Source organism: Intestinimonas butyriciproducens (assembly GCF_004154955.1).
Lineage (GTDB): Bacteria > Bacillota > Clostridia > Oscillospirales > Oscillospiraceae > Intestinimonas > Intestinimonas butyriciproducens.
Genome location: NZ_CP011524.1, coordinates 1,621,944 through 1,647,641, shown reverse-complemented (window position 1 = coordinate 1,647,641; position 25,698 = coordinate 1,621,944). Strand labels below are relative to the sequence as shown.

Annotated in this window: 28 protein-coding genes and 1 other RNA gene; 6 read left to right on the top strand and 23 right to left on the bottom strand. The window is 55.0% G+C overall.

Features of this window, described 5'->3' with window-relative positions; all coding sequences use genetic code 11:
- Positions 1 to 12: 12 nt before the first annotated feature.
- From SRB521_RS08260 to murD, 3 genes are all read right to left on the bottom strand, one after another.
- Positions 13 to 1,035 (bottom strand): M42 family metallopeptidase, encoded by a 1,023-nt coding sequence (locus SRB521_RS08260; RefSeq protein WP_116721664.1) that lies wholly within the window; start codon positions 1,033 to 1,035, stop codon positions 13 to 15.
- Complete coding sequence (locus tag SRB521_RS08255; protein ID WP_242976516.1) at positions 1,029 to 2,069, bottom strand: zinc-binding metallopeptidase family protein; 1,041 nt, start codon at positions 2,067 to 2,069, stop codon at positions 1,029 to 1,031. Before SRB521_RS08255 ends, SRB521_RS08260 begins: the two co-directional genes overlap by 7 nt.
- Positions 2,070 to 2,147: 78 nt before the next feature.
- Entirely contained in the window at positions 2,148 to 3,524 is a 1,377-nt protein-coding gene (gene murD, locus SRB521_RS08250) for a UDP-N-acetylmuramoyl-L-alanine--D-glutamate ligase (protein ID WP_116721663.1), read from the bottom strand.
- Between the two features lie 115 nt (positions 3,525 to 3,639).
- On the opposite strand from murD, the gene rnpB reads away from it, so the two are divergent.
- Positions 3,640 to 4,036, top strand: an RNA gene (gene rnpB / locus SRB521_RS08245) — RNase P RNA component class A.
- A gap of 78 nt (positions 4,037 to 4,114) precedes the next feature.
- Here rnpB and SRB521_RS08240 read toward each other — a convergent pair.
- The 19 genes from SRB521_RS08240 to SRB521_RS08150 all read right to left on the bottom strand — a co-directional run bounded on the left by SRB521_RS08240 (position 4,115) and on the right by SRB521_RS08150 (position 20,335).
- The gene (locus SRB521_RS08240; RefSeq protein WP_058117720.1) at positions 4,115 to 4,843 is read right to left on the bottom strand and encodes a YebC/PmpR family DNA-binding transcriptional regulator; all 729 of its coding nucleotides are present in this window, start codon (positions 4,841 to 4,843) and stop codon (positions 4,115 to 4,117) included.
- Positions 4,844 to 4,917: 74 nt separating this feature from the next.
- Complete coding sequence (locus tag SRB521_RS08235; protein ID WP_116721662.1) at positions 4,918 to 5,718, bottom strand: Nif3-like dinuclear metal center hexameric protein; 801 nt, start codon at positions 5,716 to 5,718, stop codon at positions 4,918 to 4,920.
- Positions 5,706 to 6,401: a tRNA (adenine(22)-N(1))-methyltransferase gene (locus SRB521_RS08230; RefSeq protein WP_242976515.1), complete on the bottom strand. Its 696-nt coding sequence runs from the start codon at positions 6,399 to 6,401 to the stop codon at positions 5,706 to 5,708. The genes SRB521_RS08235 and SRB521_RS08230 overlap by 13 nt, the downstream gene beginning before the upstream one ends.
- A gap of 115 nt (positions 6,402 to 6,516) precedes the next feature.
- The gene (locus tag SRB521_RS08225; RefSeq protein WP_033116682.1) at positions 6,517 to 6,723 is read right to left on the bottom strand and encodes a DUF1858 domain-containing protein; all 207 of its coding nucleotides are present in this window, start codon (positions 6,721 to 6,723) and stop codon (positions 6,517 to 6,519) included.
- Between the two features lie 185 nt (positions 6,724 to 6,908).
- The gene (locus SRB521_RS08220; RefSeq protein ID WP_033116681.1) at positions 6,909 to 7,193 is read right to left on the bottom strand and encodes a zinc-ribbon domain containing protein; all 285 of its coding nucleotides are present in this window, start codon (positions 7,191 to 7,193) and stop codon (positions 6,909 to 6,911) included.
- Positions 7,194 to 7,267: 74 nt separating this feature from the next.
- Positions 7,268 to 7,903 (bottom strand): sigma-70 family RNA polymerase sigma factor, encoded by a 636-nt coding sequence (locus SRB521_RS08215; protein ID WP_033116680.1) that lies wholly within the window; start codon positions 7,901 to 7,903, stop codon positions 7,268 to 7,270.
- An 83-nt stretch (positions 7,904 to 7,986) separates the two neighbouring features.
- Positions 7,987 to 9,339: a phosphoglucosamine mutase gene (gene glmM / locus SRB521_RS08210; RefSeq protein ID WP_075703872.1), complete on the bottom strand. Its 1,353-nt coding sequence runs from the start codon at positions 9,337 to 9,339 to the stop codon at positions 7,987 to 7,989.
- Positions 9,340 to 9,359: 20 nt separating this feature from the next.
- Positions 9,360 to 10,409: a Holliday junction branch migration DNA helicase RuvB gene (gene ruvB / locus SRB521_RS08205; RefSeq protein ID WP_052082488.1), complete on the bottom strand. Its 1,050-nt coding sequence runs from the start codon at positions 10,407 to 10,409 to the stop codon at positions 9,360 to 9,362.
- Between the two features lie 39 nt (positions 10,410 to 10,448).
- Positions 10,449 to 11,057, bottom strand: coding sequence for a Holliday junction branch migration protein RuvA (ruvA, locus tag SRB521_RS08200; protein ID WP_075703873.1), 609 nt, complete (start codon positions 11,055 to 11,057; stop codon positions 10,449 to 10,451).
- 11 nt (positions 11,058 to 11,068) lie between these two features.
- A complete protein-coding gene (ruvC, locus tag SRB521_RS08195; RefSeq protein ID WP_058117725.1) occupies positions 11,069 to 11,602 on the bottom strand; it encodes a crossover junction endodeoxyribonuclease RuvC in 534 nt (177 codons plus the stop codon).
- A 138-nt stretch (positions 11,603 to 11,740) separates the two neighbouring features.
- Positions 11,741 to 12,619 carry a site-specific tyrosine recombinase XerD gene (gene xerD / locus SRB521_RS08190; protein WP_075703874.1) on the bottom strand — a complete coding sequence of 293 codons (879 nt, stop codon included), beginning with the start codon at positions 12,617 to 12,619 and terminating at the stop codon, positions 11,741 to 11,743.
- Between the two features lie 29 nt (positions 12,620 to 12,648).
- Entirely contained in the window at positions 12,649 to 13,275 is a 627-nt protein-coding gene (locus tag SRB521_RS08185) for a hypothetical protein (RefSeq protein WP_033116675.1), read from the bottom strand.
- Positions 13,276 to 13,327: 52 nt separating this feature from the next.
- Positions 13,328 to 14,128: a pyrroline-5-carboxylate reductase gene (gene proC / locus SRB521_RS08180; protein ID WP_083630881.1), complete on the bottom strand. Its 801-nt coding sequence runs from the start codon at positions 14,126 to 14,128 to the stop codon at positions 13,328 to 13,330.
- A 325-nt stretch (positions 14,129 to 14,453) separates the two neighbouring features.
- Positions 14,454 to 14,870, bottom strand: coding sequence for a TIGR04086 family membrane protein (locus tag SRB521_RS08175; RefSeq protein ID WP_033116674.1), 417 nt, complete (start codon positions 14,868 to 14,870; stop codon positions 14,454 to 14,456).
- 65 nt (positions 14,871 to 14,935) lie between these two features.
- Entirely contained in the window at positions 14,936 to 15,211 is a 276-nt protein-coding gene (gene yajC, locus SRB521_RS08170) for a preprotein translocase subunit YajC (RefSeq protein ID WP_272050646.1), read from the bottom strand.
- Positions 15,212 to 15,324: 113 nt separating this feature from the next.
- Positions 15,325 to 16,458 (bottom strand): tRNA guanosine(34) transglycosylase Tgt, encoded by a 1,134-nt coding sequence (gene tgt / locus SRB521_RS08165; RefSeq protein ID WP_075703875.1) that lies wholly within the window; start codon positions 16,456 to 16,458, stop codon positions 15,325 to 15,327.
- A 687-nt stretch (positions 16,459 to 17,145) separates the two neighbouring features.
- A complete protein-coding gene (locus SRB521_RS16895; protein WP_075703876.1) occupies positions 17,146 to 17,358 on the bottom strand; it encodes an enolase C-terminal domain-like protein in 213 nt (70 codons plus the stop codon).
- Between the two features lie 322 nt (positions 17,359 to 17,680).
- Positions 17,681 to 18,706, bottom strand: a complete 1,026-nt coding sequence (queA, locus tag SRB521_RS08155) for a tRNA preQ1(34) S-adenosylmethionine ribosyltransferase-isomerase QueA (RefSeq protein WP_116721660.1) — start codon at positions 18,704 to 18,706, stop codon at positions 17,681 to 17,683.
- A 27-nt stretch (positions 18,707 to 18,733) separates the two neighbouring features.
- The gene (locus SRB521_RS08150; RefSeq protein WP_242976514.1) at positions 18,734 to 20,335 is read right to left on the bottom strand and encodes a SpoIID/LytB domain-containing protein; all 1,602 of its coding nucleotides are present in this window, start codon (positions 20,333 to 20,335) and stop codon (positions 18,734 to 18,736) included.
- 277 nt (positions 20,336 to 20,612) lie between these two features.
- Between SRB521_RS08150 and asd the strand changes: the two genes are divergently transcribed.
- The 5 genes from asd (at position 20,613) to SRB521_RS16890 (ending at position 24,402) form a co-directional block, all read left to right on the top strand.
- Positions 20,613 to 21,698, top strand: coding sequence for an aspartate-semialdehyde dehydrogenase (gene asd / locus SRB521_RS08145; RefSeq protein WP_116721659.1), 1,086 nt, complete (start codon positions 20,613 to 20,615; stop codon positions 21,696 to 21,698).
- 70 nt (positions 21,699 to 21,768) lie between these two features.
- Complete coding sequence (dapA, locus tag SRB521_RS08140) at positions 21,769 to 22,683, top strand: 4-hydroxy-tetrahydrodipicolinate synthase (protein WP_075703880.1); 915 nt, start codon at positions 21,769 to 21,771, stop codon at positions 22,681 to 22,683.
- A 74-nt stretch (positions 22,684 to 22,757) separates the two neighbouring features.
- Positions 22,758 to 23,375, top strand: coding sequence for a GNAT family N-acetyltransferase (locus SRB521_RS08135; RefSeq protein ID WP_075703881.1), 618 nt, complete (start codon positions 22,758 to 22,760; stop codon positions 23,373 to 23,375).
- Position 23,376: 1 nt separating this feature from the next.
- Positions 23,377 to 24,153, top strand: a complete 777-nt coding sequence (dapB, locus tag SRB521_RS08130; protein ID WP_033116666.1) for a 4-hydroxy-tetrahydrodipicolinate reductase — start codon at positions 23,377 to 23,379, stop codon at positions 24,151 to 24,153.
- A gap of 36 nt (positions 24,154 to 24,189) precedes the next feature.
- Positions 24,190 to 24,402 (top strand): DUF1848 family protein, encoded by a 213-nt coding sequence (locus tag SRB521_RS16890; RefSeq protein WP_116721658.1) that lies wholly within the window; start codon positions 24,190 to 24,192, stop codon positions 24,400 to 24,402.
- Between the two features lie 52 nt (positions 24,403 to 24,454).
- Here SRB521_RS16890 and SRB521_RS08120 read toward each other — a convergent pair whose 3' ends face one another.
- Complete coding sequence (locus tag SRB521_RS08120; RefSeq protein WP_207735794.1) at positions 24,455 to 25,603, bottom strand: AI-2E family transporter; 1,149 nt, start codon at positions 25,601 to 25,603, stop codon at positions 24,455 to 24,457.
- Positions 25,604 to 25,698 lie beyond the last annotated feature (95 nt).

Here is a 25,698-nt window from a genome sequence, read left to right as displayed (position 1 = left end):
TATCCTCCCGTATTATAAGCATGCGACGGCTTCAATCCACTTCCTCGCCAAAGCATGCATATGATCAAAATCCTGGACGCAAGCCACACTGGATGGCGCGTGCAGATAGCGCACGGCCACGGATATTGCCGCCACCCTGACGCCCTCCTTGGTACGTTGGACGGCAGATGCGTCGTTGCCGCCCGAGATGCCGCTTTTCAACTGCCATGGAATCTGGTGCTTTTCGCCCAGCTCCCGCATCAGCTCAAAAAGTTCGCGGTCGTATACCGTGCCTCCGTCCATGAACGAGAGAACCGGACCCCTTCCGGGGACGGCCACCTGTCTGTGGCTGTCGGCTCCTGGCAGATCTGCCGCCGTGGTCCCCTCCAGGACCAGCGCGATCTCCGGCGTCACGGAAAAGGCTGCCCCCAAAGCCCCTCGGGTCCCCACTTCCTCCTGTGTGGAAAATACGAAGGTACAGTCCATGGGAAGCTCCTCTTCCAGGAGCTTGAGCATAACGGCACATCCCACCCGGTCGTCAATTGCCTTCGCTTTAAACATCCCGTATCCAAATTCCACAGCATCGCTCTCAAAGGCGACCAGAGCCCCCAGCGAGACTGCGGCTTCCGCGTCCGCCCGGTCCCTGGCTCCGATGTCAATATACATATCTTCAAATTTGGGGACGTTCTTTTCCTCTTCCGCACTGACCAGATGATACGCCTTGAGACCGATTGCGCCCTGGACCCGTCCCAGGCCCACGCTGACCCGTTTGCCGATCACGACCCTGGGATCGATCCCGCCTACCGGAGCAAATTTCAAATATCCATCCTCTGTGATGTCATTGACGATAAAACCGACTTCATCCATGTGGGCGGTCAGCATCAGCTTGTTTCCGGTGGCCTTCGCCCCTTTTTTGAATACAATGAGGTTGCCCAAGGCGTCGGTCCGCATCGCTTCGGCATAAGGGGCAGCCTTTTCACGGATAAAGGCCCGGACTTCATCCTCTCCGCTGGAGACGCCGTTGAGCAGGCACAATTCCTTTACAAGACTCAGCATATGCTTCCGGCCTCCTTCCCCAAATGTTCGGCAAAGGCGGCCAAGAGCTGCGCTGTCTGCTCGATATCCGCCAGGTCCAGCACCTCGATAGGGCTGTGCATATATTTCAGCGGCAGGGATACCACAGAGGTAGCCACACCTTCGCGGACTATCTGCATGTGCCAGCCATTGGTGCCCGTGTGCCCCTCCATGACCTCCAAATCATAGGGAATTCCAAGCTCACGGGCCTTGACGACCATACGCTCCGTCATCCAGCGCGTCATATTGGGCCCCACTCCAATTTGTGGGCCGCCGCCGATATTGCTGCGGCGGCCCTTTCCCATATCGGGCGTCTTGGCATGTGTGACGTCCACCGCCACACAGTAATCGGGATGTATCCCGTAGGTCCCCACCTTGGCCCCCGCTCCGCTGACCTCTTCCCGGGTGCTGCCCATCACATAGAGGTCAACATCCAGCGGCTTGTCCTTCAAAAGCTCCGCCGTCCGCAGGAGGATGGTAAAGCAGGACCGGTCATCCATAGATTTGCCGCAGAGCCTTCCGTTCTTCAAATCGAAGCATCCGCCGCGAAAGACCATAGGAGTGCCGATGGGAACTGTACGCTCGGCTTCTTTTTGGTCCATACCGATATCTACGCGCAGCTCAGAAATTGGGATGGCCTTCTTGGTATCCCCCGGCTTGAGCACATGGGGCGGCAGACAGGTCACCACGCCTAAGATAGAGGGATGCGTGAGCACGGTGAGTTCCCGGTCCGGCAACATGCGGGGATCTACTCCGCCGATGGTGCGGAAACGGAGAAATCCATCCTCAACTCCGGTCACCATCAGGCTGATTTCATCTAAATGAGCATCCAAAAGCAAGCGGGGGGCTCCCGGCTTGCCACAAAGACGCACCCCCACCGCATTTCCGAAGCGGTCTACATTGGCTTCGTCCAGGAAGGGCCGCATCAGCTCGGCCGCCTGCTCCGCTACAGGGTGCTCAAAGCCTGAAGGACCTGCCATAGCACTCAGTGTACCAAGTGTCTCTCTGATATTCAAAGTCTTCCCTCCTTGGCGGGAAACTCGTCGTTCCGCCGTCTGAATTGTCCGTATATCCACGTGCCCTTGGAACCGGGCCTACAGCTCATAGATGATCTTCTTGAATGCTTCGCCACGCTGGGCAAAGTTTTTGAACTGGTCAAACGAGGCACAGGCCGGTGAGAAGAGGACCACATCCCCTGGCTGGGCCATACCGTGGGCTGCCATCACAGCGGCGCTGAAATCCTCATATTGGGAGATGGACGGCTCGCCACGGTATTCCGCGCATTCCCGGACCGCCGCACTGATCTTATCCGCCGTGGCGCCGGTGAGGACCAGATGCTTCACATGAGCGACCACCTCGGGCCCCAGCACATCAAAGGGGATATGCTTGTCATACCCTCCGGCAATCAGAATGACCTTGTCCGGGAAGGAGCGCAGTCCGGCGATGGTCCTGGAGGGGCTGGAGGCGATGGAGTCGTTGTAATACCGCACGCCGTTCCGCGTGCGCACCAGCTCGATACGGTGCTCCACCCCGCCAAACTCCGCGGCAAACTTGCGGATCACCTCGTCGGGCACCATGCCGTCTACTGCGGCGATGGCGGCCATGTAGTTCTCCACGTTATGCTCACCCGGGAGAAGGATCCCGTCCAGAGGGAGAACCGATCTCCTGCCCCGATCGTTGGCGACCCAGATCGCGCCATCCTTCCCATACACACCTTGGGAGAGCTCCTGCTTGAGGCTGAAGGAGACGGCCCGGCCGGGGGCCTCCTCGAGAAACTCACGCGTAATCTCATTATCATAGTTGAATACGGCGCGGTCCGCTGTACCCTGATGCAGAAAAATATTTTTCTTTGCCGCAGTATACTCCTCCATGGACGTGTGCATATCCAAATGGTTGGGCGCAAGATTGGTGACCACTGCGATCTCAGGACTCAGGTCCATGGTCATCAGTTGAAAGGAGGAGAGCTCCAGTACGGCCCAATCGTCCGGCTCCATCCCGTCTGCGTCGGCCAGAAGGGGGCGGCCAATATTGCCGCCTACAAAAGTATGATAGCCGGCCGCTTTTAAAAGCGAGGCAATGATCGTCGTCGTGGTGGTCTTTCCATCGCTTCCTGTGACCCCAATGGTATGGCATGGGCAGACTTGGAAAAACGCTTCCATTTCAGAGGTGATCATGCTGCCCTTTGCCTGGGCCGACAAAAGTTCGGGAACATCGGGGCGCAGCCCGGGTGTGCGGAAAATCACATCCTGATCCAGACCTTTCAGATAGTCAGGCCCCAGGCGCAATTCGGCCCCCAGACTCTCCAGCTCCTCCGCCAAGCCGCCGAAATCCTCGCGGCGATTCTTATCGCAGGCGGTAACGCGGATTCCTGCCCGCAACAGCATTTTAATAAGCGGCGTGTTGGATACGCCGATGCCGATCACAGCCACTGTTTTCCCCTTGAGCCCGGCCAGATATTCTTTGAGCGTCATTTGCACTGCCGTTCCCCCTTTTGATCGTAATATCGTGAAATTTATTATATCTTATTGCGCAGAATATTTCAATCGAATTGACAGTGTGCTTCTCTTCCGATATAATAAAACACTGCAAGCAGGCTGGACAGCCACGTGGACAGTGCCGAAAGGCCGTTCATGAGGAAAGTCCGGGCTCCACAGGGCAAGGATAACGGGTAACGCCCGCCGGAGGCAACTCTAGGAAAAGTGCAACAGAGAGATACCGCCTCGCCCCTTGAATGCGCTTTCTGTAAGGACTTTGTTTTTGCGGGAACATGCGTCGGCGAGGTAAGGGTGGAAAGGTGAGGTAAGAGCTCACCCGATGGCTGGAGACTGCCCATCGATGTAAACTCTATCCGGAGCAACACCGTGGAGGGACACACGGCCGGCCCGGCCGTCCCGGGGAGGTGGCTGGAACGCGTTGGCAACAGCGCGTCTAGATAGATGGCTGTCTTAAATGACAGAACCCGGCTTACAGGCCTACTTGCATACAGGAAGCGGCGGGGAGCATATCCCCGCCGCTTCTCTTTTTCTTTCTAGCAAAAAGATCCATCCCTAAGCTCAGTAGCTCAGTCCTGCTCCCAGTTGTGGTACACGTTCTGCACATCGTCATTCTCTTCCAACAGATCGATGAGCTTCTCCATGTTTTTGACATCCTCTTCTTTTTCCAGCTTCACATAGTTCTGCGGGACCATATCCACTCCGGCGGAAAGGAAGGCATATCCCTTCTCTTCCAGCTTAGCCAAGACCTCGCCGAAGGAATCCGGCGTAGTAGTGATTTCAAAGCACTCCTCATCCGCCTGCATATCGTCGGCGCCGCTGTCCAGAGCGTCCATCATAACGGTATCCTCATCCAAGTCTTCCCTCTCAATGACGATAACACCCTTCTGATCAAAGGACCAGGAAACACAGCCGGTAGCGCCCAGACCCTTTCCGTACTTGTCCAAAAGATGGCGCACCTCCGGAGCCGTACGGTTACGGTTGTCTGTCAGCGCCTCCACGATCACGGCGACGCCGCAGGGGCCGTAGCCCTCATAGACTACGCTCTCAAAATCGTCGGCGTTCCCGGAGCCAAGCGCCTTGTCAATGGTCCGCTTGATGTTATCATTGGGCATATTGGCGGCTTTGGCCTTGGCAATCACGGTGGCCAGTCGGGAGTTATTGTTGGGGTCCCCGCTGCCGCCCTGTTTCACTGCCACGATCATCTCACGGGCGATCTTTGTGAAGATCTGAGAACGCTTCGCGTCGGCTGCCCCTTTGGTCTTCTGAATATTATGCCACTTGGAATGTCCTGACATTGGATTCGTCCCCTTCTAGAAATCTCAAAATTAGCTAAAACATTTTACCATACCGGCGTCTGTAACGCAACCCCTCACAAGTAGGAAAAAACCTCTTTATGACGCTGAGAAAGCATGACCTCCACGCCTGGAAATATATTGCGCAACTTTTGGGCCAAAATCGGGCAAATCACATTTTCCGTTGGAAAATGTCCTGCGTCGATGAGATTGACGCCCTCCGCCTTGGCGTCCAAAAAAATATTATATTTTACGTCTGCGGTAACAAAGGTATCACATCCCAGCTTGCAGGCCAAGGACAGCATATCCCCGCAGGCGCCGCCGCCAACGGCCACCCGACAGACGGGACGCCCCGCGTCCACATAGCGTACCCCATTTGCCCCCAGTGCCTTTTTTACCTGTGCGGCATAGGTTGCCGCATCCATGCCCGTTCCAGTCCGTAGCACACCGGCGCGACCAATCCCGATCACCGCCCCCGCACGGTCTGTGCCGGACGGTTCCAACACGGTGCACTCCGTCAGGCTCAAGGCATCGGCCAGCGCGTCGTTGACGCCGCCCACCGAGGCGTCCAGATTCGTGTGTGCACAAATTGCGGCAATTCCCCGCTCCGCCAGGGCCAATACGATTCGTCCTACCGAGGTCTCGTCGGTAATGCTGCGGGCAGGATGAAAAATAATGGGATGGTGGGAGACAATGAGTTCAACTCCCCGCTCCACGGCCTCCCAGACGACCTCTTCCGTAATATCCAGCGACACCAGCAGCCGTGTGACCTGCTGCTCTCCCCTGCCTACCAGAAACCCGGCGTTGTCAAAATCCATTTGTGCAGCAAAGGGGGCGATCTGATTCACAGCAGCGTAGACATCCTTCACCGTTGCCATGCTATCCATTCCTCCTTCATCTGTTTTAATTCCGAAACAAGACCTCTCCAACGCTTTGCTCTCTCCTGGTCCTTCAAACGCGCAGAACATCCCAAACCTTCCAGGGCCCGTTCGGCTCTGGAAAGCATCATCGACAGATACTCCCCTCTGTAAGGTGACGTCATGTCGCGGTCCTGTTTCCCACACCATTCTTCTGCGGGCGTCAGCGGCGCCATCTCTCCTCCACGAGCTGTGATCACCACATAGAGCTTGTCTTCACGGACCAATTCCTCCCGTTCGATGACAAAACCATTCCGCCATAGCCACCGCCGCAGATCAGGCACTGAAGTCATTGGTTGGAGGTAAAAAAGGCAGGTCCCCCCGGATGCCCATGGAGCATTCCCCAAAATAGAGGCAATGGTCTCACCACCCATACCCGCGATTGCTACGGCATCGGCCTCCTCAGGTCCCAGGGGCGTCAATCCATCTCCCAAACGGAATGAAATACGCTCTGTCAGATCATGACGCGCAGCAGTCTGGCGCGCACGCGAAAGCGGTCCTTCCTTCAAGTCGGCCGCAATGGCGCTGGGGATCCTTCCGTGTTCCAGCAGCCAGACCGGCAGCCTGGCATGGTCTGTACCGATATCGGCAAAATGCGCACCCATCGGAACCTGGTGGGCAATTGCCAGCAGTCTGGGGGACAACTCAACAGGGCGCACAGAGACCACCTTCCTTTATGCATGATGCACGATAATCCTCTCAATCTCGATCACATAAAAACGGGGCGGCAGATTGCCGCCCCGTTTTTATGTGACGATCTTATTTTGCGGCGGGCACCAGCGCGTTGATCTTCTCCAACAGAGCGTCAACATCCACGCCATGGACCATGCAGGCCTGTTCCACAGTCTCCCCGCGGGAAGAGGGACAGCCCAGGCAGTGCATCCCGATGGACAGGAAAACCGGAGCGGTCTCCGGCGCAATATCCAGAATATCGCCGATGATGGTATCTTTGGTGATGGTAGCCATAAAATAAACCTCCAAAAAACTAGGATTTAGGATATGCTTTAGTATACCCTATCGTTCCCTATTTTTCAATAGGAATCGCAGTTTTTCTGGGAAACAAAATGTTGGATCATTTCTGCCTCGGTATGATCGCAAATCAAAAAAACAGGGGCGCCCTCATGAGCGTCCCTGTTTTTTATTGGCCTTAGTTAGCGGCCCTGCTCCTCACGCATGCGAGCGAAGCACTCGCTGCAGTAAACAGGACGATCGGACTTGGGCTCGAAGGGAACCTTTGCCTCGCCGCCGCAGGCAGCACAAGTGGCGGTGAAGTACTCACGGGGGCCACGGGCAGCCTGCTTGCGAGCGTCACGGCAGGCCTTGCAGCGCTGAGGCTCGTTCTGGAAGCCGCGCTCCGCATAGAACTCCTGCTCACCGGCGGTGAACACGAACTCCTGGCCGCATTCCTTGCATACAAGTGTCTTGTCTTCGTACATGATCTTTTCCCTCTCTTTGACTCGTTTGCCCAGGCCCGGAATAAACCGACAGTGCTGGGTCTGTAATATTGCGTTCAGCTCTCGCTGAAATCGCCGGAAAAAAGGTGCCGCGCTACTTTGCGCCGGATGCGCTGCACGGCGTTGTCCACCGCTTTCGGGGAACGGTTTACCTGTTCTGCAATCTCCACATAAGAATACCCGCGGAGATAGAGTTCCAGGATATTGGCCTCTAACCCGGATAACTGTCCCTTGAGCGTTCCAAGACGTTCCCGGCGCTCCTCCCTGCTGATCAACATATCTTCAGGATTTTGAAGCGGCTGCCGGGACGCGTTGAATGGATAACTGTCGGCAATCCCATCTAAAAGAGGGGGTTCGAAAGAGACATAGTGGTTGAGCGGAGTGTGCTTATCTCTAGATGCCGCCCGGATGGCGGACAGGATACGATTGCGGATACATATCTCAGCATAAGTCCGAAAGGCCGTACCCTTTTGGGGTACATACTCCCGGATGGCATTCAGCAGCCCCACCATGCCCTCCTGAATCAAATCTTCGCTGTCGCCCCCTGCGAGAAAATAAGGGCGGGCACAAATACGCACCAGACGATTATACCGCATCACAAGAGTCTCTTCTGCGATGCGGTCGCCTGATGCGGCTTGCAAACACAGGATCTCGTCGGTGAGCGAATTGGGGGTTTCTTCTGCTGGCTTCATTCCAAGGCTCCTTGTGTATTATAGGGCCGAAGTACCCGAAATGTCAAGTGTTTATGCAGATTATTTTAGGAATTTCAATGAAATCAAAGCTTTTTTATGAGATTTGCCAGTTCCTGTGCACGGCTGTCGGCGACTCCTTCCGTTTCAGCTTCCACCATGACCCGGATCAGAGCCTCCGTGCCGGAGGGGCGTACCAGGATGCGGCCATTCCCGGCCAGTGCCCTCTCTCCAGCCGCGATCGCGTCCTTCAGTTGTACAGAGCCCATGACCGCCTGCTTCTGGGCATTATCCGCAACCGCTACATTTACTAGCACCTGGGGATACTGCCGACAGTCCGCAACAAGCTTGGAAGCCGGCTGACGGGACTGATGAAGAATATTCAGAAACTGGAGCGCCGTAAGCTGTCCGTCACCGGTGGTGGCGTGCTCCAGAAAAATCATGTGGCCGGACTGTTCGCCGCCGAGCGAAAAGCCATTCTCCAGCATCCGCTCCAACACATTTCGATCTCCTACGTCGGTACAGACCACTTCCATATTATTTTCCGCTGCAAAACGGTGGAGCCCTATGTTGGACATAACTGTGGCAACAATGGTGTCTCCCGCCAGTTTTCCCCGGCTTTTCAGATAGCGACCGCAGACGGCCATAACCTGATCGCCGTCAATGGGTATGCCCGCTTCACTGACGGCCAAAAACCGGTCTGCATCCCCATCAAAGGCCAAACCCAAGTCGTAGCCTCCTGCCTTTACCATAGCCGCCAACCCCTCCAAGTGAGTGGAGCCACAGTTTGTATTGATGTTGATGCCATCGGGATCGGCATTGATGATGTCACAGTGAAGATCATCAAAGCGGTCAAAGAGCTGAGGCGCCGTCGCAGAGGCAGCGCCATTGGCGCAGTCGACAAGGATGCGAAGTCCGGCCAGGCCGTCCTCTACTGTGGACGCCAAATGATCAATATAGTCGTCCCGCGTCCGGTCTTCCGCATAAGTCACACGTCCGATCTCTCCGCCCGTTTTGAGGGAAACCTCCGCGCCGGAGAGAATGATATCCTCAATTTTCCCCTCCAGCTCGTCGGAGAGCTTAAAGCCCTGACCGTTAAAAATCTTAATGCCGTTGTGTTCAAAGGGATTATGGGAGGCAGAGATAACTACGCCTGCATCCGCCCCCTGATCCACTGTGATCCACGCCACTGCTGGAGTAGGAATGACGCCCAGATGGAGGACATCGGCGCCCGCCGAACAAAGGCCGGCCACCAGCGCGCCCTCCAAAAGGTCAGAGGAGATACGCGTATCTTTTCCGATGGTTACCAAAGGCTTCTTTCCAGGCTTGCCCTCGCCCAGCACTTGCGCCGTGGCCAAGCCCACCTGAAAAGCCAGCGCGGCATCTAACCCGGCATTTACCACGCCCCGAATGCCGTCGGTTCCAAACAGTTTACCCATGGGTCAAAACTCCTTCTGGTTTAAAATTCGAGCTGTTCCTGTCCGAAATAGGACAAGCCCAAATGTTCATACGCCTTTCTGGTCACACAGCGCCCCCTGGGCGTGCGGGTGAGAAAGCCCATCTGCATGAGATAGGGCTCATAGACATCTTCCAAAGTGACGGACTCCTCATTGATGGTGGCCGCCAGAGTGTCCAGCCCTACCGGCCCCCCGCCGTAATTTTCAATGATGCTGTGAAGCATCCGGCGATCCACGGCATCCAATCCCAAATAGTCCACCTCCAGGGCGCTGAGCGCTTCGTCAGCCACCCTTCTGGTGATCACGCCCCCAGCCTTGACCTGAGCGAAATCACGGACACGGCGAAGCATCCGGTTGGCGATCCGAGGAGTACCGCGGGAGCGTTTGGCGATCTCCAGAGCGCCGTCCTCCTCGATAGGTACCCCCAGAATACCGGCAGAACGTGTGACGATCAGGCACAGTTCCTCCGGGGTGTAGAGCTCCAACCGGAGCGTAACGCCGAAACGATCCCGGAGAGGGGCGGAGAGCTGCCCGGCGCGGGTCGTGGCCCCAATCAGCGTAAACTTGGGCAGATCCAACCGGATCGAATTGGCCGAGGGGCCTTTGCCGACGATAATATCAATAGCGTAATCCTCCATCGCCGGATACAGGATCTCCTCCACAGAGCGGTTGAGGCGGTGGATCTCGTCTACAAATAAGATATCATTTTCATTGAGATTGGTGAGCAGAGCGGCCAGATCACCGGGTTTTTCGATCGCCGGTCCAGAGGTGATCCGGATATTGACACCCATCTCGTTGGCAATGATGCCGCTGAGTGTCGTCTTTCCCAGCCCCGGGGGGCCGTGAAGCAAGACATGATCCAGGGGTTCCTTACGCATTTTGGCGGCCTCGATGAAGATGGACAGGTTCCCTTTTGCCTTCTGCTGTCCAATATACTCACTGAGCGTTTGGGGACGCAGGGAATATTCCCCCTCATCTTCCCTCAGCAGCGAAGTCGCGACCAAGGGCTCCTCCGTCTCAAAACCACCGTCACTGGAAAAGTCGATGCTCATTCCGTTCGCCCCTTCCCCTATCTGTCTCCGGCCCCGGCATTATTTGACCATCCTTTTGAGGGCCTGACGAATGATTTCCTCCAACTTTTGGGACTCCATATCGACTCCCTTCAGGGCGACGGCAATTTCAGCCTGACTGTAGCCCAACACAGCCAAGGCGGCGGCGGCCTCAGTAGATTTATTTTCCGGAATGATCGTGACCCCGGTTTCCCCGTACTGTTCGCCGCCCGCTGATGTACCGAGCTGGCCTTTCGCCAGCTTATCCTTGAGCTCCAGAATGATACGCTGGGCAATTTTTTTGCCGATACCCTGAGCGACCGTAAGGGCCTTCTCGTCCCCTGTGATGATGCTCATGGCAAGCCCCTCTGGTGACGTGGCGGACAAAATGGAGAGCGCCGCCTTGGGTCCCACGCCGGATACCCCGATCAAGAGTTCAAAGCAACTGCGCTCCTCTTCTGTGGAAAAACCATAGAGATCAAACAATTCCTCGCGCACGTGGAGATAGGTATACAGCTTTGCCACCTCGCCCTTTTTCAAATAAGAAAGCGTGTTGGCGGTGGTATGGCAGGCATAACCGACCCCGCCGCAATCTATAACGGCCAGGTAGGGCGCAATATGGGCGACAGGGCCCTTCACATAATAAAACATTCGGTTTTCTCCTACTTCTTTCGCACTTCATAGCGTCCGCTGCCGGGTGTGGCTGGGTCTAGGGAGGCAAGCAGAGAGGCGTGCGAGCGGGCGTGACAGAGGGCGATCGCCACAGCGTCTGCGGCATCGTCCGGCTTTGGTACTGTCCTGAGATTCAATATCCGTTTGGTCATATCCATGACCTGACGTTTTTCCGCCTTGCCATAGCCGACCACAGCCTGCTTGACCTGGGAGGGCGTATATTCATAAATAGAGACTCCGGCTCGTTCGGCCGCCGTCAGAATAACACCACGCGCCTGCGCCACACCGATGCCGGTGGTCACATTATTGTTGAAAAAAAGCTCCTCTACAGCCATCGCCTCCGGATGAAATACAGCGATGAGTTCATCCATATCCTGCTCAATCTGGAGCAGTCGCGCCGGCAGCGGGAGCCCTGCCTGGGTAGTGATGGCACCGCATTGGATTAGTCGCTGTTTCCCGTGATTCGCCTCCAAAATGGCAAAACCGACAATGGCAAAGCCGGGATCGATGCCTAAAATGATCATAACGTCCTCCAAATATTCATACATCGTGTATTGTACCACGGCAAAACTGGAGGCGCAACCACAAAATAGGCATAATATACGGGGCGTGCCGTTTTCAAACAGCGCGCCCCGTATCAGCCGAAATGGTCTTCCCTACTCTCAAGCCCGCGGGTGCGCCTTGATGTAGACGTCCTTTAATTTCTGTTTGACCAGTTGTGCATAGATCTGTGTGGAAGAGATGTCCGCATGTCCCAGCATTTCTTGGATCGACCTCAGATCCGCCCCATTTTCCAGCAGATGGGCCGCAAAGGAGTGGCGGAGCGTATGAGGCGTAATCTCCTTTTTGATTCCGGCCTTCTCCTGATAGTGCTTGATGATTTTCCAAAAGCCCTGCCGGGACATACGCCTGCCGTTCATATTGACAAAAAGGGCCGTCTCCGTCTCGTCTTCCACCAATTGAGGGCGTACATCCCGCAGATAGTCGCCCAGCGCCTTAACTGCCGCGGGATAGAGGGGAATGATGCGCTCTTTTCCCTTCCCCACACAGCGCAAGAAACCGCCGGAGAGGCTGAGATGCTCCATATCCAAGTCGATGAGTTCACTCACCCGTATCCCGGTGGCATAGAGCAGCTCCAGCATGGCATGGTCCCGATATCCCTTGGCATCGGTACACTCCGGCTGCTCCAGAAACAACTCGACCTCTTTGCTGGTCAAAATCTGCGGGAGCTTTCGCTCGACCTTGGTGGGAGCCACTCCGCGGGCCGGATTGGCGTCGATATATCCCTCCCGATACAAATACCCAAAAAAGGACTTGAGAGAAGCCACCGCCCTAGTAACGGTGGATACCGACTTTCCGCGGCTCATTAAATATTTGGCGTATCGTTCCACGTCCCCCGTGGTCGTCTCCGTCAACTCCAATGTCTCCCGCTGACAGTATTCGGAAAACTGCCGGACATCTCTCAGATAAGAGCTGAGCGTATTCTCAGACGCCTTTTTTTCAGTTGTGAGATATGCCTCATAACCCTTTAAATAGTCCATCCGCTCAAACCCTTCTTACCGCTCCAAAATCAAAAGAGTCCGGCCACCGAGCACAACAGTGCCGGGACCGCCCAGTATTCCAGCACCGCGCTGAGCGCAACTGCGCCGGCACACAGAGCGCAGCGGACCCAATAAGCCCTCCCAAAGGGAAACACGCCCTTCTTCCCGGACAGGGCCCTGCCCGCAAGTTCCCGCGCACCTGCAAAGCTCTGGACACCCAGGACGAAGAGCGCCGGTACAGCCGCAAGCCCCGTGATCCCAAACGCAAAAAAGGCCAAAATCCCCCCTGTCCCTCCAAACATGCGCACAAAGGAAGAGACTGCAAAAGAGAGAAGAAAACCGCGCACTGCGAACAAAGTGGGGATCCCCAGCACGCCTAAGGCGGTAAACCCCATCAAAAAGGCAAACAGAGGCCATCGGACGCTCTCCCACAAGACGGACAGCAGCCCGGGAGACAGAACAACAGAGCCGGACTTTGCCGCCGCCAGATACCCCTCTATGTATGCCGCCAGGCTGTCATGCCCACCGCCGCCCACTTGGGCGGCCAGCAGCATACCGGCCAGTCCTCCAATACAGAAAGCGGAAGCCACTGTAATCAGCGCGGGCAGCAGCCCGCCCGCAGGCACATCCCAAATCCGTACGATTCGCTTTCTCATGGCTGTCCCCCCTCTGGGACAGCATATGAGACAAGCGTTCCAAATATCAATGTTACTTGCCGAGTTCCTTCGACCGCTTTGTACACCGGTCCATCGCGTCCAGCATGAGCCCGTCAAAGTCCCGCTCTTCGAAAGCAGAGAGGGACGCCAAGGTCGTACCGCCAGGAGAACAGACCTGACGACAAAGCTCTTCCGGCGTCTTTCCGGACTCCGCCAACATACGGGCCGCACCCTCCAACGTCGCCGCCGTCAGCCGCAGCGCCGTATCTGCATCGATTCCCACAGAGACGGCACGTTTTACCATGATGTCTGCAAGGCGAAAAAACCAAGCCGGGGAGGAGCCGTTGACATTGATGATATCGTCCATCTGACTCTCTTCAATCACCGCCACCACCCCGGCCGCCCGAAAGAGCTCAAGTACCGTCTGAAATAGCTCCGGTGCGACGTCCTCCGCGCGGGCCACCGCGGTAGCCCCCACTCCCAGCATCAGCGGAGTATTGGGCATGGCGCGGATGATATGAGCGCCGGGGAGCTCAGCCTTCAAATAAGAGGCTGAAATACCGGCGGCAATAGAGATTACACACTTTTCCGATACAAGATCCTTCAGCTCGGGGAGCACATCGCCGAACATCTGAGGCTTTACGCCCAGGATCAGAATATCCGCGTTCCGGGCAACCGCGCGGTTATCCGTCGTGGTGCAGATTCCCAGTTTGGAGAAAGCAGAGAGCTTTTCGGCATGCCGGTTGGAGAGCCAGATCCGTTCAGGTGGAAACATCTGCTTCCGCAATACGCCGCTCAGAATCGCAGTGTTCATGTTTCCAGCACCAATAAAGCCCAGCACCAAGTCTTTCATTTCCAACAGCTCCCATCCAAGCTGAAAAGTTAACGTAAAAATACTATAAGCCACCCTGCCGGATTATGCAATGTTTTGCCGCAAACTTTTTCATTTTTGTTTATTACGCCCACTGATTATGTAAATATAATTATGTAAACTTAACTCAACTTGGCTCAGTCCGCTCCCTGCACAGTTATGTATTTTGCGTTTTCGACATAAAATCATCTACATATTGTGTGTTTTCTCTTTTTGCAAACGGTATACATTTTGTATTATTACATTCCGTATTGTGTGCCCGCTTCTAACCCGTCCTCTTGGCGCATGCCAGCAGCGGAACCCCGATTTATTTTCTACGCTTCTTCTTTTTGGGCCTGGTCCCTAAAATCCCTGCCGCCGCGCCGCCGCAGAGCGCTCCGGACAAGAGGCCCAGTCCCCCGGCTTCTATCGACATGTCCTCAAACAGCAATACCCCCGCAGTAAGAATCAATAGGAAAAAGACTCCCCCCGAGGCAAGCCCTACAATCAGAGCCCGTGCGCCGCTGTGTCGCACGGCAAAAATTCCGCCGGAAAATCCCCCTATGACGCAACCTACGACTGAGAGCTGGTACATGAGGTCCTCCTCCACCCAGCCTCCAGAAATCCCCACAGAGCAAATCAGCAGGAATACCAGGCATACTACCAGCGCAAGGCCGCCGCCCAGCAGCACGCCGGTCATAGCCCGTACCAGCTTCGCCCCCTGGTCCTCCTCTGTCTTACGCATAAAAACACCCTCCTCACAACAGCTTTGTACAGCCTATGCGAAGAGGGTGTTGGTCATGCTTTTATTTACTTTGTAGTTTCAGTGGTCTGAGCACCCTTCGTGGAGATGGCCCACTTGGCAAATTCGATGCGCACACGGTCCGCGCTGGTCTCGATCACAATGCTCTCTTCCTTTACTGCGCAGATCGTACCGATGATTCCGCCGATAGTGGTGATCTCATCCCCTACCGCCAGTTCGCTGCGCATTTTTGCCAGCTCTTTCTTCTTCTTGTTTTCGGGCCGGATCAACATGAAGTAGAAGATAGCCAGCATGACAACCAGCATACCAACCGTGCCTAACATATTAGCGTCCAAATTTGTCCCCTCCAATGAAAATATCCGTTTTTCCACGGCATTAGAACATATTATACAGGGAAAGTGCTCGATTGACAAGACCTTTTCCAAAAAACATTATACTAAATCCGGGTCTCCAATTTTCGGGAATATGCTTCGCGGAATGCGGAAAAACACCCTTCATCCAGTGCGGCGCGGATGCGGGCGGCCAACTCATTATAAAACCAGAGATTATGCAGGACAGCCAGTCTCATCCCCAGCATCTCACCCGCGGCAAAAAGATGACGGATGTAAGAACGAGAAAAAGAACGGCAGGCTGGACACTGACAATTTGGATCGATGGGCCGCTCGTCGAGTTTGTATTTCTCATTTTTGATGTTGAGCGCGCCTTCCCATGTAAAGAGCTTCGCATGTCGGGCATTTCTGGCCGGCATAACGCAGTCGAAGAAGTCTACGCCCCGCGCCACGCCCTCAATGATATTGGAGGGCGTACCGACTCCCATCAGATAACGCGGCTTGTCCGCGGGCATGAAGGGTTCCACTGCCTCGATCATGTCGTACATGGTCTGGGTGGGCTCCCCCACCGCCAATCCCCCGACGGCATACCCGTCGCAGCCAAGCTTGGCGATTTCTTTCATATGCCAGATGCGCAGGTCGGCATAAGTTCCGCCCTGATTGATGCCGAAGAGCATCTGGTGGGGATTGACCGTGCCGGGCAGTGCATTCAGGCGATCGTGCTCCGCTTTGCACCGCTCCAGCCATCGCAGCGTGCGCTCACAGGAGGGCTTCACATACTCATAGGTGGCCGGATTTTCCACGCACTCATCAAAGGCCATGGCAATATCAGAACCCAGATTGGACTGGATCCGCATGGATTCCTCCGGCCCCATAAAAATGCGCCTGCCATCGATATGAGAGGCAAATGTAACGCCTTCTTCGGTAATTTTTCTGAGCCCTGCAAGAGAAAACACCTGAAATCCACCGGAATCCGTGAGGATCGGCCCGTCCCAGTCCATAAATTTATGGAGACCACCCATCTGCCGTACCACATCGTCTCCCGGCCGTAGATGCAGGTGGTACGTATTGGACAACTCGATCTGGCACCCGATCTCTTTCAGATCGTGGGCGGACACCGCACCCTTGATGGCGCCCTGTGTACCGACATTCATAAAAACCGGGGTCTGGACCACACCGCCGTGGGCACAGGAAAATTCGCCGCGCCGCGCACAGCCTTCCGTCTTGATGACCTTGAACACAGAAAAACTCCTTTATGCTAAGCTGGTGTAAATTTTTGAGGGTTCCCCAATAAAAAGGGGCTCCGAAAATTATGACCATCCTTATCAGAACAATAGTATTATACCTTTACCAGCCTCTTTTTTCAAGGCAATAAAAGCGGCGCACAGAATTGCAGCCCCCCAACTATGCATACCCAAAATTCAGCTTTGCGCAAAAACTTTTATAGATTGTTACAAGTGAGGACCAAACCTTCATTTCTGCTAAACAAACTGTGCCGCCGCCCATTTTCAATGCTGGCGGTGGTACAGTTCAAACCCAATGAAACTTAAATCAATTCCGGCGGCGAAGCGTACCGGAGCAACGCCTGCAGCGGCTTTGGGGTCCTGAATCTTTGCGTAGAGCGCAATCCCCTCTATTTACGGAGCACCGTATAGTGGTCCAAGAACTCATGGTTCACCTCGACTCCAAGTCCAGGCCCCGCCGGTGCACGGATGTAGCCGTCGCTCTCTACCTCCAGCGGTTCCGTTAACATGAGATCCCGTACCTTACCTTATAGTCCCAGTGCGGAGGATCGTAGTAGTACTCAATTAAATGGACAGTTGTTCACCGCGCCGGCCATGTGCAAAGCCGCAGCGAGTCCCATGCCATGAATCTATGTATGCGGCGTACAGATCTTGTTCTCAGCTTCGACCATCGCCGCGCCCTTCCTATTTTGCGCAAAGCCACCCGACAGAACCACATCCATCGAAACATTGATGCTTGAGCATATCCCTATATTCGTGTACCTGTGCATTCAGTTCTCCGCCGGCAATGTTGAGAGTTGTACTTCTTCGCAGCTCCGCTAGGCCCTCAAAATCATAACCGTACAGGGGCTCCTCCAGCCACTCTATACCGAATTTCCTTAAAGGCCCTGCATACATTGATCGCCTTTTTGACATCCCTTTTCGCCACCACTCGCTTTCCGATGAAAAACCACCCTTGATTGGTGTCTACGGCAATCTTAATCCTATCCCCTACCCGTTCCTTTCCCTATCCGCAGGGGTCCTCTGTCCTCTGTTTTCTGCAATTATGTCAAATCCTGCTGTTCGAAACAAACGCAACTCTCTGCCCGCCCCTGCTCACTGGGACCGGGACGGGAAAAGCCGCGGCCCTATAGACAGAGCCTGCGGCTTTTCCTTGTTTTTCCACATGGGAGGAACATGCTCCACCGTTCTGACGGAATCAGCACGGCTCCAGCTTTCCCTAGCCGATAAACATTGCATCCCCAAAGGAAAAAAAGCGATATTTCTCTCGCACCGCCTCCTCATAGGCAGCCAGGATATGCTCCCGCCCCGCCAGTGCAGAGACCAACATGACCAGTGTGGATTCCGGCAAATGGAAATTGGTGATCAGGCCGTCCAGCACCTTGAAGCGGTATCCGGGATAAATATAAATGCTCGTCCACCCCGCAGCTTCCCTCAGGGTACCGTCCTCTGCCGCCCAGGACTCTATGGTGCGGCAGGACGTGGTTCCCACACAGATGATCCTACCCCCATTTTTCTTTGTACGATTGATGAGGTCTGCCGTCTCACGGGAGATTGCACAGTACTCCGCATGCATCTCATGGTCGGTGATCTCCTCTTCCTTGACCGGACGGAAGGTCCCCAATCCCACGTGGAGCGTTACATAGGCCAGATTTACGCCCATGGTCTGTATCTGCTCCAGCAGTTCCCGCGTAAAGTGAAGTCCTGCGGTAGGGGCTGCAGCCGAACCCACCTCTTTGGAATAGACAGTCTGATACCGCTCGGGATCACTGAGTTCTTCCTTGATATAGGGCGGCAAGGGCATCTTGCCGAGCCGCTCCAAGATCTCCAGAAAGATCCCGTCATAATCAAAGCGGATCAGACGGTTCCCCCCCTCCAATGTCTCCACGACTTCAGCGGTGAGCAGTCCATCCCCAAATGACAGACGCGCCCCGGGCCGCACCTTTTTACCGGGCCGCACCAGGCACTCCCAAACCTTATCCCCCCTGTCAGTGAGCAGGAGGACCTCCACCGCTCCCCCTGTGGGCTCACGGTGGCCCAAAAGCCGCGCGGGCAGAACTCTGGAGTCGTTGAGCACCAAACAGTCTCCCGGCCTCAGCAACGTGGGGATGTCATAAAAGTGACGATGCGCTGTCGCGCCAGTCTTTTTGTCCAGTACCATCAGCCGGGAGCCATCCCGCCGTTCAAGCGGCGTCTGAGCAACGAGCTCCTGAGGCAGATCATAATAGAAATCCGATGTTTTCAAAATATTGTTCCAGCTTTCTTCGAGTTCTCACCGGACATCTACGCCGGTAAAATAGAATTTCAAAATCTCATCGTAGGTTTTCCCCTGTTCCGCCATAGCGTAGGCCCCCCACTGGCTCATACCCACGTTATGCCCCCAGCCTGACCCTGTAATGGTAAAGGAATTCCCAGCGGACGAGGAGACGAGCTGCTCCGTGCCGCTGCCAGTGATCACATAGGGCGTGCCTGTAATCGCAGTGATGTTCCCGGCGCCGTCAACGGCGTAAGCGCCGGATGCGGAGGCTATCGTGGTGCTGCTGTCATTGACAAAGAATTTACCGCCCCCGCTGGAAATGGTATATCGGATAGAATTCAGCCCCAAAAGTGTACGGGCATACTCTTTGGTCGTGTTGACGAAAGACCAGCTTTTTCCCGCTGCATCTAGAAATGTGATTTTATAGACATTGCCTGTGGGCGTATACTCCGCCACATAGAAGTCCACGATATCGTCGCAAAGGTACCCTTTCTTATGTAAGATATCTTTGAGTTCCTGCTTGGTAAAAGTGACCGTCCAATTATACTTTCCCGTCTTATCGGCTACAGAGGGCTCATAGATGTCCACGACTCCGGCCAGGTAGGGCAAGTTTTGTCCGCTGCTCCCCCACACGTTCTTTACATCCTCGGTGGCTCCGCCGTCGCAGGAAAAATAATACGTCTGTGCCAGCTCGCCGGCATACCAGACATATTTTCCATAGGTCTCAGCAGCCGCTTGGTCCGTACGTGTGTTGGAGAGTCCGGCCCCTTGATAAACCTGACAATCTGTCGTATTGCAGATATCAAATCCACTCTTCTGATGTTTGCCGAGATTCATGTAAGCATAGGTCCTGGCACACACCGCCTGTGCCTTCAGGGCCTCGAGCGGCCAATCGTTGCTCATCTCATAGGGCAGGACACCACGGACATAATCCTCCAGCGGAACCACATTGATGACGCTCAGATTTCCCCCACTCTCACGGACATACCGGAAGGAGCCATAATAGCGGTAGCCTTTGAACCAGGTGACCATTTCTGTCGCATCATCCAATCCAGGCTTGACCCCCAGCGTATAGGATGCGCCTCCGTCAAACTGGAACAGAGGTCGGCCCGTCTTAGTGGCCACCACAGTGACCCCATAGCTGCTGGTCCCCGTCACCGACGCGTCAGACAGCCCAAGGGTGTTCTGGGCGGCCGTCGCGGCCTCCTTTGTGGCGTATGCGCCGACACGCACGAAATAAGCGCCCTCTATCCAGGCCGGAAAAGCGCCTTGGAGGGCCGCCGCAGCCGCGGCTGCGCTCTCAAAATCAGGATAGCTCCCCGGCATCTGCAAATGATAGCAGCCTACGGTCACAGAGCCGGTCCCATCCACATAATTTCCGTTGGACAGAGATACGTTCTGGGTCTTTACCATAGAGATCTGAGTCTCTGGCGTATGCCCAAGCGTGACAAAGTGCAAGTCCTCGTCAAAATACCCCAGGCGGTACCCGCTGCCTGTATAGTTTTCCAGGTTTGCCCCCGGGAGGGCGTTCTGACCATAGAAGAGCCCCACCTGGATGGTCGGGTTGATCTCAGCGTCCACAGCCGATACCATACTGGTAAGACATATGGCCGCCACAAAAAATATTATCACAAATTTACCCATTTTCCCAGCCATAGTAACCTCCATTTCTACAAATTAGCGGTTTACACTGGAAAAGAAGTGTGCTACTATAACAAAAATACCTGCCTCTGCTTTCGTAGGCAAGGCAGATTCCTTGTGCGCCATACGCTCAGTTTAGATATTATAGTACAAAACCTGACTCTATTGCAACCGCCGTTTTTCTGGTGGACTAGCAATTTATAGGCGGATACAGTATAGAATGGATAGAGTAACAGGCATGGAGGTCTGCGGAATGGAAAAGTATCAGGTAGGCGTGATCGGCGGAACCGGTATGGTGGGACAGCGTTTCATCACCCTCTTGGAGCATCACCCCTGGTTTGAATTGAAGGTCATCGCGGCCAGTCCTCGTTCTGCAGGGAAATCTTATGCGGAGGCCGTCGGCAGCCGGTGGGCTATGGATACGCCGATCCCTGAGCAGGCCAAAGACATCGTGGTCTTAAACGCCGAGGAGGATGTGGCGGAGATTGCCGATCAGGTGGATTTTGTCTTTTCCGCCGTGGATATGAAAAAAGAGGATATTAAGAGTCTGGAGGAGCGCTACGCCCGACACGAGTGCCCCGTGGTCTCCAACAATTCCGCCCACCGCTGGACGCCTGATGTCCCTATGGTGGTGCCGGAGCTGAACCCTGAGCACATCAAAGTGATAGAGGCACAGCGAAAGCGATTGGGGATGAAGCGCGGGCTCATTGCGGTCAAGTCCAACTGCTCCATCCAGAGCTATGTGCCCGCCCTCCATCCCCTGCGCGGCTTCGGCCTGGAGCGGGTCCTGGTATGTACATATCAGGCCATTTCCGGTGCCGGCAAGACCTTCGCCACCTGGCCGGAGATGGTGGATAACCTGATCCCCTATATCGGCGGCGAAGAGGAAAAGTCCGAGCAGGAGCCATTGAAGGTCTGGGGACGGATAGAAAACGGCGTCATTGTAAATGCGGAAAAGCCCGCCATCACTGCGCAATGTCTCCGCGTTCCCGTGTCGAACGGCCACACTGCTGCGGTCTTCGTGGATTTTGAGAAAAAGCCCTCGATGGATGAGATGAAGGCCATCTGGGCGGAATACAAGGGCCGTCCTCAGGAGCTGAAACTCCCCACGGCCCCGGAACAGTTCCTGCGATATTTCGAAGAGCCCGACCGGCCCCAGTCCAAGCTGGATCGGGATTTGGGCGGTGGCATGACCGTCTCTATCGGTCGCCTCCGTCCTGACACCCAGTACGATTATAAGTTCGTATGTCTGTCCCATAACACGCTCCGCGGCGCGGCCGGCGGCGCGGTGGAACTTGCCGAGTTGCTGTGCGCCGAAGGCTATATTACCAAGGCGTAACAATTACATCATTCATGGATTCTTGCGCCTCCGGGACAGCATACCTGTCTTTTTTGGAGGTATGATTCAGATGAGAGAACCTGTTTTTACCGGCGCCTGTCCTGCTATCGTCACTCCGTTCGATCAGAGCGGAGCCATCCACTACGACCGATTTGCCCAACTGATCGATGAACAAATCGCCGCCGGCGTGGATGCCATCTGTGTGGTCGGGACCACCGGCGAGTGCTCTACCCTCAGTCTGCGGGAGCATATTTCGGCCGTTAATTTCTGTGTCAAGTATGTCAACCATCGGGTCAAAGTCATTGCCGGGGCGGGAAGCAACGATACCTCCGCCGCCGTATATCTGTCCCAGCACGCGGAGGACTCCGGCGCCGACGCGCTTCTGCATGTAACCCCCTATTACAATAAGTGTTCCCAAGAAGGACTGATCCGGCACTATGAGTACATCGCAGACCGAACGGAGTTACCCATCATTCTCTACAATGTTCCCTCCCGCACGGGCGTCTCTTTTACCGCCGATACCTACCGTACGCTTTCTCAAAACCCCAAAATCAACGGTGTCAAGGAGGCCAGCGGAAATCTTTCCCTGATTACCCATACCCGATACCTCTGTAGAGATGATTTTTACATCTGGTCCGGCAATGATGATCAGGTGGTCCCTATGATGTCCTTGGGCGCCAAAGGCGTCATCTCTGTTGTGGCCAATATCGCCCCCCAACTGATGGTGAATATGACACACCTGTGTCTGGACGGATGCTTCGAGGAGGCTTCCAAGCTTCAGATTACATATATGGATCTGATCGACGCGCTTTTTCTGGAGGTCAACCCCATCCCCGTAAAGGCCGCGCTTGGCCTGATGGGGCGGGATGTCGGCGGCCTCCGGCTCCCCCTGTGTGAAATCTCTGCCAGTAACCTGGAAAAGCTCAGAGCTGCCATGGAGCGTGCCGGTTTGCTGGATGCGTCCAAGAATAGCGTCGCGTCCTGAAGATTTGTTGTTCACCGCAGGCGGCCATACAAAATGTGTGGCCGCCTGCACGTCTATCAGGGAGGAAGTTCACGATGTCCCACACAGTCCTTAGACGGGCCGATATCTCTGATGCAGCCCGTATCTTGGAGATATATACTCCATATATCACCGATACCAATATTACTTTTGAATATGATATCCCTACCTTAGAAGAGTTTTCAGCGCGTATCCGGACGATCTCTGCCGACTATCCCTATTTAGTCTGTACAGTGGATGACCTTGTCGCAGGTTACGCCTATGCCCACCGCCATATGGAGCGGGCGGCTTATCAATGGAATGCGGAGCTTTCCATCTATCTCGCGCCCCGTTTCCGGGGAGCCGGGCTCGGAACCGCCCTCTATACCGCATTGATCGAGATCCTTCGTCAGATGCATGTACGCAACGCCTATGGGTGTGTGACGCTCCCCAATGAGGGCAGTGCGGGCCTCCATAAGAGCATGGGCTTCTCCCTCCTCGGCATCTTTCACCATACCGGCTACAAACTTGGCGCTTGGCACGATGTGGGGTGGTTTGAGCGCCCCGTCTGCCAGGGAAGCGAGGCGCCGCTCCCTCTGCTTTCTGTTCAGGATATCTCGGACGGACAGATCCGGGATATCCTTGCCCATTGTAAGCGGTTGATTCAAACCGACGTGCTGGAAGGACGTGTTTAAAATGCTGGATATCATTCTCTCAGGATGCAACGGTCGGATGGGCCATGCGCTGGAAGCGCAGTGCAGCACGGACACAGAGCTGAATATCGTTGCCGGGTTCGACATCCTTGGCACCTCCGAGCGCAACTTTCCTATATTCGCAGTTCCTTCGGAATTCTCCGGTTCTGCCGACGTTGTCGTGGATTTTTCTCACCCCGCCGCCCTTTCTTCCCTGCTGTCCTTCTGCCTTCAGCGCCGTCTCCCCATCGTATTGGCGACTACCGGGTATTCCCAAGCCCAGCTTGCGGAAATTGAGGACGCCTCCCAAAGTATCCCCATCTTCCGATCCGGAAATTTTTCTTTGGGCGTCAATGTCCTTTTGGAACTGGTGCGTCAAGCCGGCGCCATGCTGGGAGAGGACTTCGACGTGGAGATCATAGAGCGGCATCATAGTAAAAAGGTGGATGCGCCCAGCGGCACCGCACTGATGCTGGTGGAAGCCCTCGCTGTGTCTCTCCCCTACGAACCTGAATACGTCTATGACCGGCACATGGTTCGCAGACCCCGCGAACACCGTGAAATCGGAATCTCCTCTGTGCGGGGCGGTACCATTGCCGGAGATCACGAGGTGCTCTTTGCCGGAAAGGATGAGATCATCGAACTGCGGCACTGTGCCCAATCCAGGGAGGTCTTTGCCGCCGGAGCACTGAAAGCCGCCAGGTATCTGGCAGGACGTGATGCTCCGGGCTTATACGGCATGCGGGATTTGACCAACAGCCTGCTGGAGGCACAGTCCTGATCCTCTCCGTCTCGCGCCGGACAGACATTCCCTGCTGTGGGCTGTATCGTGTTCTGGGCCAAGGACCCGTCTCCCATTCTCCCTCACCTGGCGGAGATAGACCGTATGGGCTGCCGCCATTATTTCCAGTTCACATTGATGCCGAGCCTTTTTGCCAATCCCAGCTTCTTCCATAGCTCTCCCTCTTTTAAAAACATGTCCCGGACGACGGGAAGAGGCCATAAAACAGCAAAGCATCCTGTCCGGTGATTGGGCAGGATGCTTTGCTGTGAGTGGGCCGCGCAACAAAATGTGACGTTTTTTATCTTTTTATGTCAGCGCGCGGCAAAGGGTTTCCCTCTCCGTCAATTCCCTTTCCCTTCAAACGATGGTAAGTCCACTCGCGGACCAACGCATACAGAACCGCAAAGGTGGGAACGCCCAGCAGCATTCCCGCAAAGCCGAAAAGTCCGCCGCCCACCACGATGGCCACCAATACCCAGATTGCCGACAAGCCTGTACTGTTTCCCAGTATCTTGGGTCCGAGTATATTGCCGTCGAACTGCTGCAGTGCGATGACCAGGACTCCAAAGCGCAGCGCAGCCCACGGGTCCACGATCAGCAGAATCATCACGCAGGGTACAGCGCCGATGATAGGGCCAAAAAAGGGGATCACATTGGTCACGCCGATGACTACGGCGATGAGGATGTTATATGGAATTTGCAGAATCAGGTTAAGAACAAAGCAAAGTACGCCAATGATCGCACTGTCGATGAGCTTACCGTTGATAAAACCCACAAATACATTGTTTGCCTGGCTGCACACACTTAAAAACCAGCTTGCTTTCTCCGTGGGGAAAATTGCGTAAATCAGCTTCTTCAGCTGCGGCACCAGCCGCTCCTTGCCCGAGAGCATATAGATAGAGGCAATGAGCGCTGTCACACCGGTGATTACGCCGTTGCCGACGGCGACCCCAAAATTCAGGATTTGCGGTAAGGCCTCCGAAACGGCAGTGATTGTTTTTTTCGTCAGGCCGGCCATGAGCTCCTGATAAGAGACCAGCAGTTCATTGATCCCCTCACCCTCCAGGTCGAACCGCGTGATCAGTTCCTGCACCAGAACATCCAGACCCTTCATATATTCCGGCATCTTATTGACCAACTCTACAGCACTGCTCCAGACTTGAGGTAGAATGAGATTGAGCAGAACCACCAGCAACAAGACAGCCAGCAGATAGACAGAGATGATGGACCATGTGCGTCTATGACGGCAGTGCGCAAAAAGCTCGCGCTCCAAAAACTTGGCGGGCGTGTTCAGCAGATAGGCGACGGCAAAACCCACGATAAACGGCGCCACCACGCTGAGAAACATATCCAGCTTTTCTCTTACCAAGTCGAAGTGGGACAGCCCCAGATAAAAAGTAATCCCAATGAGCACAACAATAAGGTTTGACAATGTTCTCGGCTCCAAAGGCCATATTTTTCGTCCCCGCTCTATGCCGCACACACCCTTTCTGTTACGCTCATCATACCATGCTCAGGAGGCTTTGTCTAATCATTATCACG